This window comes from Gellertiella sp. DMC107 (assembly GCF_056313605.1).
In genome coordinates, this window is record NZ_JBQUZZ010000001.1 from 63,209 (window position 1) to 78,685 (window position 15,477).

The 15,477-nt window shown below is 64.0% G+C and carries 18 protein-coding genes; 5 read left to right on the forward strand and 13 right to left on the reverse strand.

The window, feature by feature from the left end:
* Positions 1 to 5: 5 nt before the first annotated feature.
* The 5 genes from ACT54B_RS00285 to ACT54B_RS00305 form a co-directional block, all read right to left on the reverse strand.
* A complete protein-coding gene (locus tag ACT54B_RS00285; protein ID WP_476041939.1) occupies positions 6 to 749 on the reverse strand; it encodes a sulfite exporter TauE/SafE family protein in 744 nt (247 codons plus the stop codon).
* Positions 750 to 899: 150 nt separating this feature from the next.
* Positions 900 to 1,388 (reverse strand): Lrp/AsnC family transcriptional regulator, encoded by a 489-nt coding sequence (locus ACT54B_RS00290; protein ID WP_476041941.1) that lies wholly within the window; start codon positions 1,386 to 1,388, stop codon positions 900 to 902.
* Between the two features lie 157 nt (positions 1,389 to 1,545).
* On the reverse strand, positions 1,546 to 2,175 hold the full coding sequence (locus tag ACT54B_RS00295) for a uracil-DNA glycosylase family protein (RefSeq protein WP_476041943.1): 630 nt from the start codon (positions 2,173 to 2,175) through the stop codon (positions 1,546 to 1,548).
* Positions 2,172 to 2,792: a glutathione S-transferase gene (locus tag ACT54B_RS00300; protein ID WP_476041945.1), complete on the reverse strand. Its 621-nt coding sequence runs from the start codon at positions 2,790 to 2,792 to the stop codon at positions 2,172 to 2,174. The genes ACT54B_RS00295 and ACT54B_RS00300 overlap by 4 nt, the downstream gene beginning before the upstream one ends.
* Positions 2,779 to 3,330 carry a thermonuclease family protein gene (locus ACT54B_RS00305; RefSeq protein ID WP_476041947.1) on the reverse strand — a complete coding sequence of 184 codons (552 nt, stop codon included), beginning with the start codon at positions 3,328 to 3,330 and terminating at the stop codon, positions 2,779 to 2,781. The genes ACT54B_RS00300 and ACT54B_RS00305 overlap by 14 nt, the downstream gene beginning before the upstream one ends.
* A gap of 171 nt (positions 3,331 to 3,501) precedes the next feature.
* Between ACT54B_RS00305 and ACT54B_RS00310 the strand changes: the two genes are divergently transcribed.
* Positions 3,502 to 5,037 (forward strand): sensor histidine kinase, encoded by a 1,536-nt coding sequence (locus tag ACT54B_RS00310; protein WP_476041949.1) that lies wholly within the window; start codon positions 3,502 to 3,504, stop codon positions 5,035 to 5,037.
* Between the two features lie 43 nt (positions 5,038 to 5,080).
* Here ACT54B_RS00310 and ACT54B_RS00315 read toward each other — a convergent pair whose 3' ends face one another.
* The 5 genes from ACT54B_RS00315 to cobT form a co-directional block, all read right to left on the reverse strand.
* Positions 5,081 to 5,263 (reverse strand): DUF1289 domain-containing protein, encoded by a 183-nt coding sequence (locus ACT54B_RS00315; protein ID WP_476041951.1) that lies wholly within the window; start codon positions 5,261 to 5,263, stop codon positions 5,081 to 5,083.
* Complete coding sequence (locus ACT54B_RS00320) at positions 5,248 to 6,564, reverse strand: MFS transporter (protein WP_476041953.1); 1,317 nt, start codon at positions 6,562 to 6,564, stop codon at positions 5,248 to 5,250. The genes ACT54B_RS00315 and ACT54B_RS00320 overlap by 16 nt, the downstream gene beginning before the upstream one ends.
* A gap of 191 nt (positions 6,565 to 6,755) precedes the next feature.
* Positions 6,756 to 7,133, reverse strand: a complete 378-nt coding sequence (locus ACT54B_RS00325) for a diacylglycerol kinase (RefSeq protein ID WP_476041954.1) — start codon at positions 7,131 to 7,133, stop codon at positions 6,756 to 6,758.
* Positions 7,134 to 7,135: 2 nt separating this feature from the next.
* On the reverse strand, positions 7,136 to 8,752 hold the full coding sequence (locus tag ACT54B_RS00330) for a phosphoethanolamine transferase (RefSeq protein WP_476041956.1): 1,617 nt from the start codon (positions 8,750 to 8,752) through the stop codon (positions 7,136 to 7,138).
* 134 nt (positions 8,753 to 8,886) lie between these two features.
* Entirely contained in the window at positions 8,887 to 9,903 is a 1,017-nt protein-coding gene (gene cobT, locus ACT54B_RS00335; protein ID WP_476041958.1) for a nicotinate-nucleotide--dimethylbenzimidazole phosphoribosyltransferase, read from the reverse strand.
* A 136-nt stretch (positions 9,904 to 10,039) separates the two neighbouring features.
* Between cobT and ACT54B_RS00340 the strand changes: the two genes are divergently transcribed.
* The 4 genes from ACT54B_RS00340 (at position 10,040) to ACT54B_RS00355 (ending at position 12,117) form a co-directional block, all read left to right on the forward strand.
* Positions 10,040 to 10,819, forward strand: a complete 780-nt coding sequence (locus ACT54B_RS00340) for an adenosylcobinamide-GDP ribazoletransferase (protein WP_476041960.1) — start codon at positions 10,040 to 10,042, stop codon at positions 10,817 to 10,819.
* Between the two features lie 50 nt (positions 10,820 to 10,869).
* Positions 10,870 to 11,091, forward strand: coding sequence for a DUF1289 domain-containing protein (locus tag ACT54B_RS00345; RefSeq protein WP_476041962.1), 222 nt, complete (start codon positions 10,870 to 10,872; stop codon positions 11,089 to 11,091).
* Positions 11,088 to 11,789: a retropepsin-like aspartic protease family protein gene (locus tag ACT54B_RS00350; protein ID WP_476041964.1), complete on the forward strand. Its 702-nt coding sequence runs from the start codon at positions 11,088 to 11,090 to the stop codon at positions 11,787 to 11,789. The genes ACT54B_RS00345 and ACT54B_RS00350 overlap by 4 nt, the downstream gene beginning before the upstream one ends.
* Before the next feature lie 61 nt (positions 11,790 to 11,850).
* A complete protein-coding gene (locus ACT54B_RS00355) occupies positions 11,851 to 12,117 on the forward strand; it encodes a hypothetical protein (RefSeq protein ID WP_476041966.1) in 267 nt (88 codons plus the stop codon).
* A 2-nt stretch (positions 12,118 to 12,119) separates the two neighbouring features.
* Here ACT54B_RS00355 and ACT54B_RS00360 read toward each other — a convergent pair whose 3' ends face one another.
* The 3 genes from ACT54B_RS00360 to ACT54B_RS00370 all read right to left on the reverse strand — a co-directional run bounded on the left by ACT54B_RS00360 (position 12,120) and on the right by ACT54B_RS00370 (position 15,270).
* On the reverse strand, positions 12,120 to 12,881 hold the full coding sequence (locus ACT54B_RS00360) for an ABC transporter permease (protein ID WP_476041968.1): 762 nt from the start codon (positions 12,879 to 12,881) through the stop codon (positions 12,120 to 12,122).
* On the reverse strand, positions 12,878 to 13,807 hold the full coding sequence (locus ACT54B_RS00365; RefSeq protein ID WP_476041970.1) for an ABC transporter ATP-binding protein: 930 nt from the start codon (positions 13,805 to 13,807) through the stop codon (positions 12,878 to 12,880). Before ACT54B_RS00365 ends, ACT54B_RS00360 begins: the two co-directional genes overlap by 4 nt.
* A 134-nt stretch (positions 13,808 to 13,941) precedes the next feature.
* Positions 13,942 to 15,270, reverse strand: coding sequence for an extensin-like domain-containing protein (locus tag ACT54B_RS00370; protein WP_476041972.1), 1,329 nt, complete (start codon positions 15,268 to 15,270; stop codon positions 13,942 to 13,944).
* Between the last annotated feature and the right edge of the window lie 207 nt (positions 15,271 to 15,477).

Below are 15,477 nucleotides of genomic sequence, written 5' to 3' on the forward strand. Positions count from 1 at the left end.
CCCCCTCAGCCGCCCCAGAGCGACACGAGGCTGCGATAGCCCATCATCAGGGAGAGGATCATCAGAATGGCGATGACACCCTTGCGGGCCGCGCGTTCGTCGAGTCTGCCCACCATGCGGGAGCCGATATAGACCCCGACAACCAGCGCCGGAAGGGCGAGAACGGTCAGCGTCAGGCTCTGCCTGTCATACATGCCGAAGGCGAAGAGCGAGATCAGACCGGCAATGTCCATCGCCAGAAACGAGGCGACGATAGAGGCGCGGCCGGCTTCGAGCGCCAGCGGCGACCCGAGGAAGAAGATGATGATCGGCGGTCCGCCAATGCCGAAGGCGCCGTTGAGCAGGCCCGCCGCCGCCCCCGTCGCGGCGGTTTCCGCCGGTCGCGGCATGCGCTTCAGTTGATAGCCGGTTGCGAGAAGACCCGCCGCCGCGAAGGTGATCACCGCCAGTGCCAGCTTCATCGGCTCTGCCGGCACATTGGCCAGCACATAGACCCCGAACGGCGTGGCGACGATCGATGCCACCACGATGATGGTGATCGACGGCCAGTGCACCGTGCGCCAGATGGACGGCAACAGGTGGATGCCGGCGATCACTTCGAGGATCAAGACGGCAGGCACGACCGTTTCCGGCGGCAGCACGAAGGAAACCGAGATCACAACAAGGGCCGCAAAGGCAAAGCCGGAAAATCCCCTCACGATACCCGCAAGGAAAACACAAAGGAAAGCATAGGCATAGACGAAGGTCATCGAAGCGGCCCGCCCGGTCTGGAATCCACCACGCGAGCCTACGACAACAGGGAAGCTGAAAGCATCAGAAATCTCGCACCGGCACGAAATTGCGGGTACGGAGCCGAACGCCGCCGCCGTCGGCCGGGACGGCGCTGCGACGACCAGCCCTTAGTCGTCGCCGGTCTTGACGTTGTCGATGCCCATGTAATCGAGCGGCAGCTCGGTCGTGTACTTGATCTGCTCCATGGCGAAAGCGGAGGAGACGTCCCGGATCTCGATCTTGGCGATCAGGCGCTTGTAGAAGGCATCATAGGCGGCAATGTCAGGCACGACCACGCGCAGCAGGTAATCCACGTCGCCGCTCATGCGGTAGAATTCCACAACCTCGGGAAATTCCACCACCACCTCGGAAAAGCGCTTCAGCCATTCGATGGAATGGGCATTGGTGCGGATGGAAACGAAGACGGTGACCTTGGTATTGACCTTTACGGGGTCAAGCAGCGCCACCCGGCGGCGGATCACGCCATCCTCTTCCATCTTCTGGATGCGACGCCAGCAGGGCGTCGTCGACAGGCCCACCTTCTTCGCCAGATCGGCCACGGCGAGAGTGGAGTCCTCCTGCAGAAGACGAAGAATCTTGCGGTCCAGTCGATCCATGCCCTTATCCTTTCCGTAACGCGGACGGCCTTGCCCCAAATCCGTCCGCACAACCTTCAAGAGCAGATTGCGCTTGAAAAGCGAACGACCATTTTAGGACCATCCGCACAATTATTCCTTATAGGGCGATGCCTTAGAATAAAAGTGCCAATTTGTGCTAAATAAGCGCTCCAACGCGCGCGGCAAGCACCGGCAGCAACTCGGCCTCGAACCAGGGATTTCGCCGGATCCAGCCCGTGTTGCGCCAGCTCGGATGCGGCAGCGGGAGGATGGAGGGGCGTCCCTCCGATGCCAGGATGCTGCGGAAGCCGCGCACCGTCTCGGTCATGCCCCGGCGGGCGGACGCGCCCATGTGCCATGCCTGCGCATAAGCGCCGACGGTCAGCACCAGCTCGACCTGCGGCATGGCGGCCATGACGCGGGCGCGCCACCGGGGCGCACATTCCCGCCGCGGCGGCAGGTCGCTGCCTTTCGCGTCATAACCCGGAAAGCAGAAGCCCATGGGCACGATGGCAAAGCGGGAGGGATCGTAAAAGGTCGCGCGGTCCACCTGCAGCCAGTCGCGCAGGCGGTCACCGGAGGCATCGTTGAACGGAAGCCCGCTTTCATGCACGCGAAGCCCCGGGGCCTGTCCGGCAATGAGAATGCGGGCGCTGGATGACAGCACCACGACCGGGCGGGGTTCGTGCGGCAGGCGCCGGTCCGGTCCGCCCTCGGAAACATCGCGACAGATCCGGCAGGCGGCGATCTCCGCCGCCAGATCCGCAAGATCGGCGGTTCCGCTCACGAGGCGAGCGCGGCAAAGGCCGGACGCGCGGCCACCTCGCCATGCCAGCGGCGGACATGGACCAGATCGTCGGGCATTGTGATCCGTGCCGGCTTCATGAAATTGACCGTGACATGCGCGGTGATGTCAGCGATGGAGAAATGGTTGCCGGCCACGAAGGGACGGGTTGCCAGCTCGGCATCGAGCAGACGCAGGAACTCCAGCGCCTTCGGCTTGTTGGCCTCGCCCCATTCGGGAATGCGCGGCACCTCCCAGCCCTCCATGGCGGGGTGAAGATGACGGAAGGCGGCGGCAACGGCGAGAAAGAAGTGCAGTTCCACCCGCCTTTGCCACATCTCCACCTGCGCCCGCTCCAGCGCGCCCGTGCCGAAAAGCGGAGGCTCCGGATGGAGCTCCTCGAAATAGCGGCAGATCGCGACCGTCTCGGTCAGCACGGTGCCGTCATCCAGCTCGAGGATCGGCAACCGTTGCAGCGGGTTGAGCCGGCTGATCGCCAGCGAGCGATGTTCTTCTCGCCCCATGTCCACCGCCACGGTCGGAACCGTGATGCCCTTCTCCGCCAGAAACAGCGTGACCCGCCGGGGATTGGGCGCCCGGCCGCCATCATGAAGCTTCATCGTCCGCTCCGCTTTCGTCATCCGAACCGTACCACCATGCCAGAAGAAGATCGAGCGGACCGGCCGTTTCGACCATGGCGGCGCGCGGCCGGTGCGCCTTTCGCCAGTCCTCGGGCCGCTGGAACGGCCCGGACCAGAGCCCGCGCCCGGCCCGGCGGGCCTCCGCCTCCTCTGCCGCGTAGCCGCCATAGGCCACCGCATAGCCCTGCCGCACCAGATCCGCGCCGAGATCGCCGGACGGCATCCGGCAGGAGGCGAGCCGGCGGCGATATTTGTCGGTGCCCCTCAGCGTGCAGACGAGCCCCGTCAACCGGCTGGCGAGCGCCCGCCCCGCTTCGAGCCCGCACGGCCAGCGGGCCGTCGCTGCCCCGCAGAGCTGCCGCCGCTCGGGCGCGTCGATGCCCTTCAGGCGGATCCGCAGACCGCCATGTGTTAACGTATCGCCATCCACCGCCCGGAAGCCGCCGGCGATCTCCGCCTGCGGCAGGAGGCGTTGAAAAAGGGAATAAGCGCCCGCAAGCCCCAGAAACAAAAACAATATCAGCATCTCGCGACGGATGCGCCGGGAAGGATGGCCTGTCTTCTGGAACCGGTATCGCAAACGGCACCTGACCTAAGGAAATTGGAAAACAAATGGTTGAAATCAGCTTCTTCTTAAGAATTGGCCTTTAAGGTCTAGCCAGATTCTCATCTATCGCCAAACGGTTTCATGACGCAGCCAGTGAGCACATCGACCGACAAGAATATTGTGGACCTGTCGCGGGGCAGCCGCAACAGGGCGGTCGCTCGCGCCATCAAGGCCACGCGTGAGAAGCTTCAATATGGCGACCGCGCCATCCATACCTTCGACCGCGACCTGCTGATCATGCATCTGGCGGCGGCGCTGCAGAGCTCCTCGATCACCCCCTACATGATCATCGCGATCACGGTGATCGGCACCTATTTCAACGACGACCTCCGGCTGATCGCCTGGGCGCTGGCGGCGCTCGTCCTGCATGCGGGCAACACGCTGCTGCAGCGCTTCACGCAACGGCAGTCCGTCACGCAGGAAAATGTCGGCAAATGGCGCCATGTGCTGCTGGCCGGACAGGCGCTGACCGGCTTCGGCTGGGCCGCCTTCAGCGTGCAGTCCTGCGGCGCCTGCTCGGTGGACAACTATTCGCTGTTCAAGGGGGCGATCCTGCTGGTGGTGGTGTCGTTCACCGCCCTCTCCTGCTTCATGCTGCGCCGTTCCGTGGCGGTCACCTTTGCCCCGGTCATCCTGACGCTGATCGGCAATGCGGCCCTGGGCGGCGGGGTGCTCGATATCGCCCTTCTCGCCATGCTCTCCGTCGCGGTGGCCTTCTTCATCATCGTCACGGACCGGATGTACAAGTCGAACATCAAGCTCCTCTCCTTCCAGTCGGAAAAGGACGAGCTGATTGCCGAGCTGGAAACGGCGAAATCCATGTCCGACGAGGCCCGGCGGCGGGCCGAAGAGGCCAATCTGGCGAAATCCCGCTTCCTCGCCTCCATGTCGCACGAGCTCCGCACGCCGCTGAACGCCATTCTCGGCTTTTCGGAAGTGATGGCGACGGAGGTCATGGGCCCGCTGAACAACCCGACCTACAAGGAATATATCAACGACATCCACCGCTCCGGGCAGCATCTCCTGAACCTCATCAACGAGATCCTCGATCTCTCCCGGATCGAGGCCGGGCGCTACGAGCTGCAGGAAGAGGCGATTTCCCTGCTGGATATCGCCGAGGACTGCATCGGCATGGTGCAGCTGAGGGCCAGCGCCAAGAACATCACGATTACGGAAATGTTCGAATCCTCGCTGCCGGCCGTCTGGGCGGACGAAAAATCCATGCGCCAGGTCATCCTGAACCTGCTGTCCAATGCGGTGAAATTCACCCCGCAGGGCGGCGAGATCCAGGTCAAGGCCGGCTGGACCTCGACCGGCGGTCAATATGTGGCGATCAAGGACACCGGCCCGGGCATTCCCGAAGATGAAATCCCGGTCGTGCTTTCGGCCTTCGGCCAGGGCTCCATCGCCATCAAGAGCGCCGAACAGGGCACCGGCCTCGGCCTGCCCATCGTGCAGGCGATCATGGCCAAGCATGACGGCCAGTTCATCCTGAAATCGAAGCTGCGCGAGGGCACCGAGGTCATCGCCATCCTCCCGGCCCGCCGCGTCCTCCAGACCGTCCCCGCCGTCGAGGACGCCCACGCGATCCAGCCCCGCAAGAAGAGCTTTGCCTGAGGGAAAGCATCCGCCGGGCCGGACATCCCTCCCGGCAACCGCTTCACGAAAGCTTTGCAACCCGCCATTTGAGCTCCGCCGCCAGCCTGGTTTTCTGGTAGGGAGACAGCTTCCGCCAGGACTTGATCTCCTCTGCCGTGCGCCCGCAGCCCGCACACCATTTTCGGCGCGGGTCGTACTGGCAGACTTTCGTACAGGGTGAATCGTTCTTCACGGCGTCGGCCACGCGGGATGCAGCCTGTCGATGATCATCGTATGGCTGTGGCGATGCGGCCCCTGCCAGGTTCCCTCCGCCAGATGCGGATCGTCGGGAGAGAGATCCGCATGGCTGTGAACCAGCGCGCCATCGCTCGCCGTTGGCCAGAGCCACAAGGCGATGCCGAGACCGCTGACCGCCAGCATGGAGAGCAGCAGCGCTGTCGCCGGCAGGCCCACCGTCACCCCCAGCCATCCGGCCAGCGGATAGGTCAACAGCCAGCACGCATGAGAAAGCGCGAACTGCGCCGCAAAGAGCGAGGGCCGGTCCTCCGCATGGGCCGACCGGCGCAAGAGACGTCCCGAAGGCGTCTGCGCCCCGGAATAACCGATCCCGATCGCAAACCAGACGACCAGCAGCGCTTGATAGTCCCGCACCAGCGCGGTCGCGACGAGCCCGGCGATCAGCAGGCCGACACCGGCGAGCATGATCGGCCTGTCGGAAACCCGGTCCAGCAGCCGCGGCAGCAGCAGCGCCGCCACCATGGAGCCGCCGCCGAAAGCGGCAAGGGCGAGTGCCGTGCTGTCCTGACCGAGGCCGAAACGCGCCTGGACGAAGACGACCGTGTTCACGATCACCATCGAGCCCGCCGCCGCAACCGAAAGGGAAATGGCCAGAAGCCCGCGCAGACGGGGCGTCGCAAGATAGAGGCGCATTCCCTTGACGGTTCGCTCGTAGATGCTGCGGCGCTCGGGCTTGCGGGCCATCGGCAATCGCACCGAAACGACGAGCGCAGCCGAGGCAAGAAAGCCGAAGGCCGTGCCGGCGAAGAGGGCGTGAAAGGAAATGACGGTGAGCAGCACAGCCGCCAGTATCGGGCTGACGAGGCTTTCCAGATCATAGGCGAGCCGGGAGAGCGACAAGGCCCGGGTATAGTCTTTCTCGTCGGGCAGAACCTCGGGGATCGTGGCCTGGAAGGCGGGCGTGAAGGCTGCGGATGCGGATTGAAGGATGAAAATCAGCCCATAGACCTGCCAGACCTCGGTGACGAAGGGCAGGCACAGCGCGACGGCGGCGCGAACCAGATCGAGCGCGACCAGCATGGGCCGGCGCGGCAAGATTTCCGCAAAGGCGCCCGCGATGGGTGCAACCCCGACATAGGCGATCATCTTGATGGCAAGCGCGGTGCCGAGCACCGCTCCCGCTTCCGCTCCGGCAATATCGTACGCCAGAAGTCCGAGCGCGACGGTTGCAAGGCCCGTTCCGATCAAGGCGATCACCTGCGCCCCGAGCAGGTGGCGATAGGCGCGGTTCTTCAGGATCCCGAACATTCGATCTTCCTCCCGTCCTGCAAAGCCGAACACGCTTCGGCCATGGCTTGGCCTCCGCGAAACGCCGAACCGTCCTTCGCACAGAAACAGCTCCCGCCCTGTCGCAGGCCCGATGGAAAAAGGGCAGAAGACGACGGAGGGACTAGGTCCCGGCATTTCCCGGTCAGGAAAATGGCCGGTTCACACCGCCCTCACCCGAACCAGAGCCCGTACAGCGTGTAAAGCACATAGCCGCCATTGAGCACGATCATGCACATGCAGGCGAAGGAACCGAGGTCCTTGGCGTGTTTGGCAGCCAGCGAATATTCCGGCGAGACGCGGTCGACGATTTCCTCGATGGCGGTGTTGATCGCCTCGAAGGCAAACAGCAGCAGCATCAGCGCGATGAACAGCACCATCTGGTGGAAGCCCGCGCCGAAGAGCGGCAGCAGGATCAGGCCCGCCAGAAAAGCAAAGGCTTCCTGGCGGAAGGCGCTCTCGCCCATCAGCCGGCGAAAGCCGCCCAGTGAATAGCCGGCCGCCGCGAGGAAATGCGCAACGCCGGTCTTCTTTTCAAATCCGTGGTCCATGATCAGCCTTTCGGACGGCAGGGCTGGAGAAGATCGAGTTCGGGCTTGTAGACCGAAGTCTCCACATTCATCATCCCCAGTGCCGTGTGAAACCAGTTGTCATGGGAATAGGATTTTGACGCCTCTTTCGCAAGGCAGGCCATGTCCAGACCCGTGAGGGCGCGGTAGGAGGGTGAAAACCAGCTGATCATCGGCACGTGGGTCTGCTCCTTCGGGGCGAAGGCATAGGGCGCGCCGTGCAGGAAGAGGCCGTTTTCGCCAAGCGACTCCCCGTGGTCCGACGCATAGAGGAAGGCGCTGGAAAGACGGTCGTCATGCTTCTTCAGAAGCTCGATCACCGAGGCCAGGAACGCATCCGTCTGGACGATGGAATTGTCATAAGCGTTGCGCACTTCCTCGAGACTGCATTTCGGCAGGTCCGTGGTCTGGCAGTCCGGCTTGAAGATGCGGCGCTCCTCCGGATAGCGGCGGTAATAGGCTGGTCCGTGGCTGCCGATCTGGTGCAGCACGATCACCGTGTCCTTGGTCACGCCCGCCAGCAGGTCCTCCAGCGGCTTGAGGAAGATTTCGTCCCGGCATTCGCCGTTCGGGCAGAGAACGGGATCCTTGCTGTCCATCAGCGGTACGTATTTGGATCGGGTCGCGATGCCCTTGCTGCCCGTATTGTTGTCCCACCAGATGGCCTCGATGCCCGCATAGCGGAAGACATCGAGCAGGTTTTCCGTCGATTTTGCCTTCGTTTCCGAATAGTCGCTCGTGGGATAGACGGAGAACATGCAAGGCAGCGACGTCGCCGTATCCGTGCCGCAACTGGTCACGTCGGGATAGTTGATGATGTCCAGCCCCTTGAGGCGCGGATTGGTTTCCCGCTCATAGCCGTTGAGGGAAAAATTCATGGCCCGGGCGGTCTCGCCCGCAACCAGCACCGTCACGACCGGCTTCTTTTCGGCAGACAGGAGCGCGCCACGCTTTGCATCCGTGCCGAGCTTGGCCACCACCACATTGGCCGTGGTGAGCTGCGTATGGGCGTAATTATAGGCGGCGGAAAGCGGCGCGACCGGATTCAGCGTCTGCATCAGCAGGTTGTTGTCGCGGATCGTGACGATGTAGGAACCGATGTTGAAATAGACCATGGCGCCGGTCACGGCGAGCATGCCGGCAATCAGCTTGGAATTGTTGCGCAGCTTCAGGAGAAAATTCTCGTGCCGCAGCCGCACCCAGAGCAAAAGCACGACCGGCAGGATGGCATAGAAGCCCAGATGGATCAGGAAACGGGCGCTGATCAGCGCGCCGGCCTCCCGCTGGTTGGTGGTGACCGCGCTGTCGATCATCTGCTCGTTGACGATCGTGCCGAACGTATCGGTAAAATAGGAGGCGGCACCGGCGGTGAGCAGGCACAGGATGGCCAGCGGCTTGAACACGTATTTGGCGGAGATCGCGACGAAAAAAGTCAGGATCAGCAGCGAAATCGACAAGCCGAAGGTGATCGAGGCGGCGTTCCAGCCGCCGAAGCTCTTCAGCATCATCGGCCAGAACGTATCGTTGCAGGTGACGAGCATCCACAGCCCGGTCAGCAAAGCGGCTGTTCTGCTGCCAATTTCCGGTCGTCCCAAGCGCATCGATCTGCCCCTTCTTCAGTCCAGCCATCGGACAAGAAAAAACCGGGCGGGTTGATCCGGCCCGGTCGTTCTTTTCCATAGCAAAGCCAATGCGGCCTATATAAGGCGGCACGCTTCGCTGCGGCAAGGGTGCGTCACTCCTTGGTGGATACGCCGGCGCTGGCAAAGGTGGCCATGCCCGAATGGCAGGCGGCGGCAGCCTTGACGATACCGGCGGCCATGGCCGCACCCGTGCCTTCGCCCAGCTTCATGCCAAGCGCCAGCAGCGGCGTCTTGCCGAGCTTCTCGATGGCTCTGAGATGGCCGGGCTCGCCCGAGACATGGCCGATCAGGCAGTGATCGAGCGCGGAGGGGTTGGCAGCCTTGAGGATCGCGGCGGCGGCGGTTGCCACATATCCGTCGATCAGCACGGGGATCTTCTGCATGCGGGCGGCGAGGATCGCGCCGGCCATGGCGGCAATCTCGCGACCGCCGACCCGGCGCATCACTTCCAGCGGATCGTGGAGATGATCCTTGTGGAAGGCGACGGCGGTTTCCACCGCCTTCAGCTTGCGCTCCATGAACTCGCCCTGCGAGCCGGTGCCGGGGCCGACCCAGTCGGCCGCCGTGCCGCCATAGAGCGCCAGGTTGATCGCCGCCGCGATCGTGGTGTTGCCGATGCCCATTTCGCCGATGCAGAGCAGATCGGTTCCGCCGGCAATCGCCTCCATGCCGAAAGCCATGGTGGCGGCGCAATCGCGCTCGGAAAGGGCCGCTTCGCAGGTAATGTCGCCGGTCGGGATGTCCAGGGCGAGATCGAAGACCTTCAGGCCGAGATCATAGGTCTGGCAGATCTGGTTGATGGCGGCGCCGCCCGAGGAGAAATTCGCGACCATCTGCTTGGTGATATCGGACGGCCATGGGGTCACGCCCTGGCGGGTCACGCCGTGATTGCCCGCGAAGATCGCGACCAGCGGACGGGTGACAGCAGGCGCGCGGCCGGTCCAGGCCGCCAGCCAGAAAGCGATTTCTTCCAGCCGGCCCAGCGCGCCCGGCGGCTTGGTCAGCTGGCTGTCGCGGTCGCGGGCCGCCGCCAGCGCCACCGGGTTCGGACCCGGCAGATCCTTCAGCAGGGTGCGGAAATCGTCAAAAGGCAGACCGGAAAGGCTCATCGAAGCAGCTTCCTTGTATTTTTCTCGGGAATGAGGTTTTTCTGCCTCCGTCTCTTAATCAGGCGCGGCGCTTCGAACAACCGCAAAAGCGGCCTTTCCTGTCGCAGGTTCCCCGCCCATCCAAGGAAGTCTCACCGTGCCCCTGGCCGATTTCATCACCAGCATTGCCCGCTCCGCCGGTTTCCTGAGCAGGTTGCCTGTTCCCGGCCGCTTCTTTGCCGGCGATGACGGACGCATGGAGCGGACGCCGGAAGGTTTTGCGGTGGCGGGGCTGATCGTCGCGGCCCTGCCGGCGCTGGTGCTCTGGCTTGCCGGACACACGCAGGCGCCACTGCTGGCCGCCGCAATCGCGGTTGCCCTTCTCGTGCTGCTGACCGGCGGCTTGCATGAGGACGGCCTTTCCGACACCGCCGATGGCCTCGGCGGCGGACGGGACCGCGAGCGCGCGCTGTCCATCATGAAGGACAGCCGCATCGGCACCTATGGCGCGCTGGCGCTCGGCCTGTCGCTGCTCATCCGGGTGGCGTCGCTGTCGGCGCTCGTCACGGAGGTCTCGCCGGGCGCGGCGGCGCTTGCGCTTCTGGGGTCGGCCGCCCTCAGCCGCGCGGCCATGGTCTGGCACTGGCGCCACCTTCCCCCGGCCAAGAGCGATGGGGTGGCGGCAAAGGTCGGCGTGCCCTCCGGCATGGCGCTCAGGCTCGCCCTTGGCACGGGCCTCGCGGCTTTTCTGCTTCTCACCCTGCCGGTTCTGTCGCTCCCTGCCGTGCTGGTGACGGTGCTGGCGGGGCTTGCCGCCACATTCCTGTTTACGCTCCATGTCGGCCAAAGGCTCTCCGGCCACACGGGCGACACGATTGGTGCAACGCAGCAGATTTCTGATATGGTTCTGCTCGCAAGCCTTGCGCTTCTGGCGTGAAGCCCATTAGGAGGGTCACGCACGCCCCCTGGCTCTGAGGTAGTCTGCTGATGGAATCGCCCTGCATCCTTGTCTGCTCGATCGACATGAAGACCGGCTATTGCTTCGGCTGCGGCAGGACCCGCGACGAAATCGGCGCCTGGACCACCTATAGCGACCAGCAGCGCCGCGAGATCATGGCCGGCCTGCCTGCCCGTCTGGAAACCGTGGAGCGCAAGCCCCGCCGCGAAACCCGCCGCCAGCGCATGGCGCGGGAAACCGGCAGCGCATGAAACGCACCGGGCTTGCCCTTGCCATTCTCCTCTCGGGCCTCGCCTTTCTGCTTCTGAAGACGCCCGGGACGCGCGTCATGGGCCTTTCGGAGGATCAGCTGGGGCAGCTGGCGGCGCTGGTGCCCATCGTCACGCTGCTCGGCGCCGGCATTCTCGCAAGCCGCCGCAACTGGAGCCAGTCCGCCCGCCATATCCTGATCTGGCTGGGAATCATCCTCGCGCTCGCCGGTCTTTCGCTCTTCCGCGAAGACATGAAGCGGTTCGGCGCCCGGCTCGCCGCAGGCCTTCTGCCCGGCCACGCCGTCACCATCACCGATGCGAATGGCGGCAAGGAAGTGCTGCTCTCGCGGGATATGTCCGGCCACTTCACCGCCGTGGTGCAGGTGAATGCGCAGGACATTCCCATGCTCGTCGATACCGGCGCCAGCACCGTCACCCTCACCTACGAGGATGCGGTCGCCGTCGGCATCATTCCGGAAAACCTCGTCTATTCCACCCGCGTCCTCACCGCCAACGGCGAAGCGCTCGCTGCCCCCATCGCACTCACCACTGTCGACATCGGCCCGATCCGCCGCGAGAACATCCCGGCCCTCGTCACCCGCAAGGGCGCGATGGACCAGAGCCTGCTCGGCATGAGCTTCCTGTCCTCCCTCTCCTCCTTCCACATGCAGACCGACGAACTGCGCCTGAAGGATTAGGCGACGCTAAATCTTGCCTTGCCCGACCGGTTGGGGCATGATGCCGCCAAAGGAGCACTCCATGGCCCGTCCGAAAACCCAGTCCGGCACCTTCAACGAGGACCTGCTCGATGACGGCATCATCCGCCTCTCCGGCCCCGGTGACACCGAAACGCTTGTGGACGTCGAGACATTCATTTTAGAGAGTTATGAAGTTCGACTGGAGCGGCTGCGCGCCGAAATCCAGCTCGGTCTCGACGACTACGAGGCGGGGCGCGGCAAGGTCCACAACAACGCCGCCGAGCTCTATGCCGATATCATGAGCATGGCCGAGGATGATGCGGATTGAGCTCAGCTCTTCAGCCGGTAGCCGGTGCGGAACATCCAGCTCACCAGCACCAGGCAGGCGGCGAGGAAGGCCACGATGATCACGAGGCTGATCCAGGGGTTCACGTCGGAAATGCCGTAGAAGCTCCAGCGGAACCCGCTGACGAGATAGAGCACGGGGTTGAAGTGGCTCACCGTCTGCCACAGCGGCGGCAGCATGTTGATGGAATAGAAGCAGCCGCCGAGGAAGGTAAGCGGCGGGATGACGAGGCTCGGGATCAGGCTCAGCTGCTCGAAATTCGTCGCCCAGATGCCGATGATGAAGCCGAGCAGGCTGAAAGTCACCGCCGTCAGCACGAAGAAGGTCATCATCATCAGCGGATGTTCGATGCGGATGTCCACGAAGGCATGGGCGGTGATGAGGATGATCACCCCGACCAGCAGCCCCTTGCTCGCCGCCGCCCCCACATAGCCCACCAGCACCTCCGTCATGGACACGGGCGAGGACAGCAGCTCGTAGATCGTGCCGGTGAACTTCGGGAAATAGATGCCGAAGGAGCCGTTCGAGATGCAGAGCGTCAGCAGCGACAGCATGATCAGCCCGGGCGTGATGAAGGAGCCGTAGGATACACCCTCGATGTTCTGGATGCGTGAGCCGATCGCCGAGCCGAAGACGATGAAGTAGAGCGAGGTGGACAGCACCGGCGAGACGACGCTTTGCAGAAGCGTGCGCCGGGTGCGGGCCATCTCGAAGACATAGATGGATTTCATCGCCTGCCAGTTCATGCCTTTTCTCCGATCAGCGATACGAAAATATCCTCGAGCGAATTCTGCCGGGTGGAAATGTCCTTGAAGGCGATCCCCGCACTGCTCAGCGCCTGCAGCAGCGGTGCGATGCGATCGGTCTGGTCGTGCCCGTCATAATCATAGACCAGAACAGTGCCCTCCTTCTCCAGCCGCAGGGCGAAGGGCGCCAGCTGTTCGGGCACCACCGCCACGGGCGCGGCAAGATCGAGGATGAGCTGCTTGGAGCCGAGCTTCTTCATCAGGGTCACCTTGTCCTCGACGAGCAGCAGCCGCCCCCCGTCGATCACGCCCACCCGGTCGGCAATTTCTTCCGCCTCCTCGATGTAGTGGGTGGTGAGAATGATGGTCACGCCCTTCTCGCGCAGGCGGTTCACCACCTGCCACATGTCCTTGCGCAGGTTCACGTCGACGCCCGCCGTCGGTTCGTCGAGGAACAGCACGCGCGGTTCGTGGGAAAGCGCCTTGGCGATCAGCACGCGCCGCTTCATGCCGCCGGAAAGCTGGCGGAGCATGAAATCCTTCTTGTCCCAGAGGGACAGCTCGCGCAGCACATGCTCGATATGGGCGGGATCGGGCGCCTTGCCATGCAGCCCCCGGGAAAAACTCACCGTGTTCCACACGGTCTCGAACTGGTCGGTCGTCAGCTCCTGCGGCACGAGGCCGATCAGCGCCCGCGTCTCGCGAAAGTCCTTCACCACATCGTGGCCGCCGGCGAGCACCCGGCCGCCGGAGGGCGTGACGATGCCGCAGATGATGGAGATAAGAGTGGTCTTGCCCGCCCCGTTGGGGCCGAGCAGGGCGAGAATCTCGCCTTCGGCAATCTCCAGACTGACGCCCTTCAGCGCCTCGAAGCCGTTGCCATAGGTCTTGGTGAGATTCTCGACAGAAATGATCGCTTGCGGCATGGTCTGTCCGATGATCGCTGATTGAGGGGGGAATCGCTGAAAAGAACTGATCGCGACTATAGCGTCAATTCAGCGCAGGGCGAGGTCCCTGATCTCGGGCATTGAAAATGCCCTCCCCCGTCACAAGGGATCGGTCAGTCGCAGTGCCGGTAGCCGGATTTGCGGGCCCGCAGGTCGAAATGGAAGTGGTCCTTGTGGTGCGGATCGCTTCCCGGGCCGAGCACAGTGTGGAAATATTTGCAGCTTTCCGACCGCACCGCATTCAGCAGGCCCTTTTCCCGGAAGGAGAAGAAGCCCGGCTTGCGCACGTCGATCTCCTTGCCGCTGTTCAGGATGAACTTGCCGACATCGATGGCATTGCCGCGCGCATGTTCGGACCACGGGTTGCGGGCGGACGAGTTCATCCGGCGGCAGGAATAGCCCCCGAGCGGAATGATCGTCTTGATGCCCGACCAGTAGCGATAGCGCGCGGACGGATTGAGTTCGTTCTTCACCCACTGGGCGAAGGCATAGGTGACCTGACAGTTCAGGTTGATCGCCGGCTTCATCTGGATGTTGCTGGCAAAACCATAAACCTTGATCGGATAGGCGATGCCGCAGGACGGCCCATTCGAAATCGCCGGCACATCCTGAAACTTCACGCCCATTTTCGCCAGCGCCTGGCGGCAGGCCACTTCCTGCCGGGGCATGACCGCCGGGCGCGGCGGCAGCGTGGGGTTGACGGTCGGATCGGCCGGACGCGGCAGCATGGCCACCTCCTGTCCCGCCGGATAGGACTGGCGCGGCTGGGCCGGGGCCGTCTCGGGATAATCCAGTTCCGAAAGCAGCGGATCGGCCGCGGCCGGTTGCGGCTGCGGCTGGGCGGAGGGATAGGCCACCGGATTGTCGGTGCCGATCCCGCCCACCACGGGCTCGCTCGTATTGCCCTCGGCGATCTGGTTGGCCTCCTCCTGGGCCAGGCTGGTGCCCGGCTGCGGCGCGCTGTTGACGCCAAGCCCTTCATCAAGGCTGATGCCCTGCTGGCCGGGATCGAGCGAGGCCACCTGCTGCGGCTGGCCCGCAGGGGCAGCCGAAAGCGGCACGCCGCTCTGATTCATGGTGAGCTGGCCCAGAACCTGGGGCGGCGCGCCAAGCTGCGGCCCGGAAGAGGGCGTCGGACCGTTGAGAGAAAGCGCCTCGTCGCTGTCGATCGGCGGCAGCCGTCCTGCCGGCGGCGCCACGGCGGGCTGAGCCGTCCCGCCGGCCTCGGCATAGAGCCCGGATTGATCGGGCGTCGCGCTGTCGGGAACGGAATAGCTCTGCTCGCTGGCGCTTTCCGGCAGCGGGCGGCGGTGCTTTTGCGGCGGAATGGCAGACACACGGGTGCCGCTGTCCACGACAAGCCCCTCCGTGGAGCAGGCTGCCAGAGACACGGTCAGAAGAAGCGGCAGCAGGAAACGCCGCAGGGGGGCACGATACGCCATACAGATGCCACTCCGGAACACGGCCCGAGCCGCAGGATACAGTCTTTCATTCTAGGCACGGATGGTTAAGGGAATCTTGCCGGCGCAGTGCGGCATGTGCCCTCGCCCGGCGGGTTGGTCTATACTGCTACGGACGATTCTGACCGGAGGACTGCCCTTTGACCGATACCGCCACGCCCCAGGGTGAATTGACGCTGCGCACGTTGG

Excerpts from the sequence above, each read along its gene's own strand:
- ACT54B_RS00325 (WP_476041954.1), bottom strand. The coding sequence starts at position 7,133 with ATGGACCACGGATTTGAAAAGAAGACCGGCGTTGCGCATTTCCTCGCG.
- ACT54B_RS00285 (WP_476041939.1), bottom strand. The coding sequence starts at position 749 with ATGACCTTCGTCTATGCCTATGCTTTCCTTTGTGTTTTCCTTGCGGGT.
- ACT54B_RS00350 (WP_476041964.1), top strand. The coding sequence starts at position 11,088 with ATGAAACGCACCGGGCTTGCCCTTGCCATTCTCCTCTCGGGCCTCGCC.
- ACT54B_RS00300 (WP_476041945.1), bottom strand. The coding sequence starts at position 2,792 with ATGAAGCTTCATGATGGCGGCCGGGCGCCCAATCCCCGGCGGGTCACG.
- ACT54B_RS00370 (WP_476041972.1), bottom strand. The coding sequence starts at position 15,270 with ATGGCGTATCGTGCCCCCCTGCGGCGTTTCCTGCTGCCGCTTCTTCTG.
- ACT54B_RS00320 (WP_476041953.1), bottom strand. The coding sequence starts at position 6,564 with ATGTTCGGGATCCTGAAGAACCGCGCCTATCGCCACCTGCTCGGGGCG.
- ACT54B_RS00290 (WP_476041941.1), bottom strand. The coding sequence starts at position 1,388 with ATGGATCGACTGGACCGCAAGATTCTTCGTCTTCTGCAGGAGGACTCC.
- ACT54B_RS00345 (WP_476041962.1), top strand. The coding sequence starts at position 10,870 with ATGGAATCGCCCTGCATCCTTGTCTGCTCGATCGACATGAAGACCGGC.
- ACT54B_RS00365 (WP_476041970.1), bottom strand. The coding sequence starts at position 13,807 with ATGCCGCAAGCGATCATTTCTGTCGAGAATCTCACCAAGACCTATGGC.
- cobT (WP_476041958.1), bottom strand. The coding sequence starts at position 9,903 with ATGAGCCTTTCCGGTCTGCCTTTTGACGATTTCCGCACCCTGCTGAAG.
- ACT54B_RS00355 (WP_476041966.1), top strand. The coding sequence starts at position 11,851 with ATGGCCCGTCCGAAAACCCAGTCCGGCACCTTCAACGAGGACCTGCTC.
- ACT54B_RS00360 (WP_476041968.1), bottom strand. The coding sequence starts at position 12,881 with ATGAACTGGCAGGCGATGAAATCCATCTATGTCTTCGAGATGGCCCGC.
- ACT54B_RS00330 (WP_476041956.1), bottom strand. The coding sequence starts at position 8,752 with ATGCGCTTGGGACGACCGGAAATTGGCAGCAGAACAGCCGCTTTGCTG.
- ACT54B_RS00310 (WP_476041949.1), top strand. The coding sequence starts at position 3,502 with ATGACGCAGCCAGTGAGCACATCGACCGACAAGAATATTGTGGACCTG.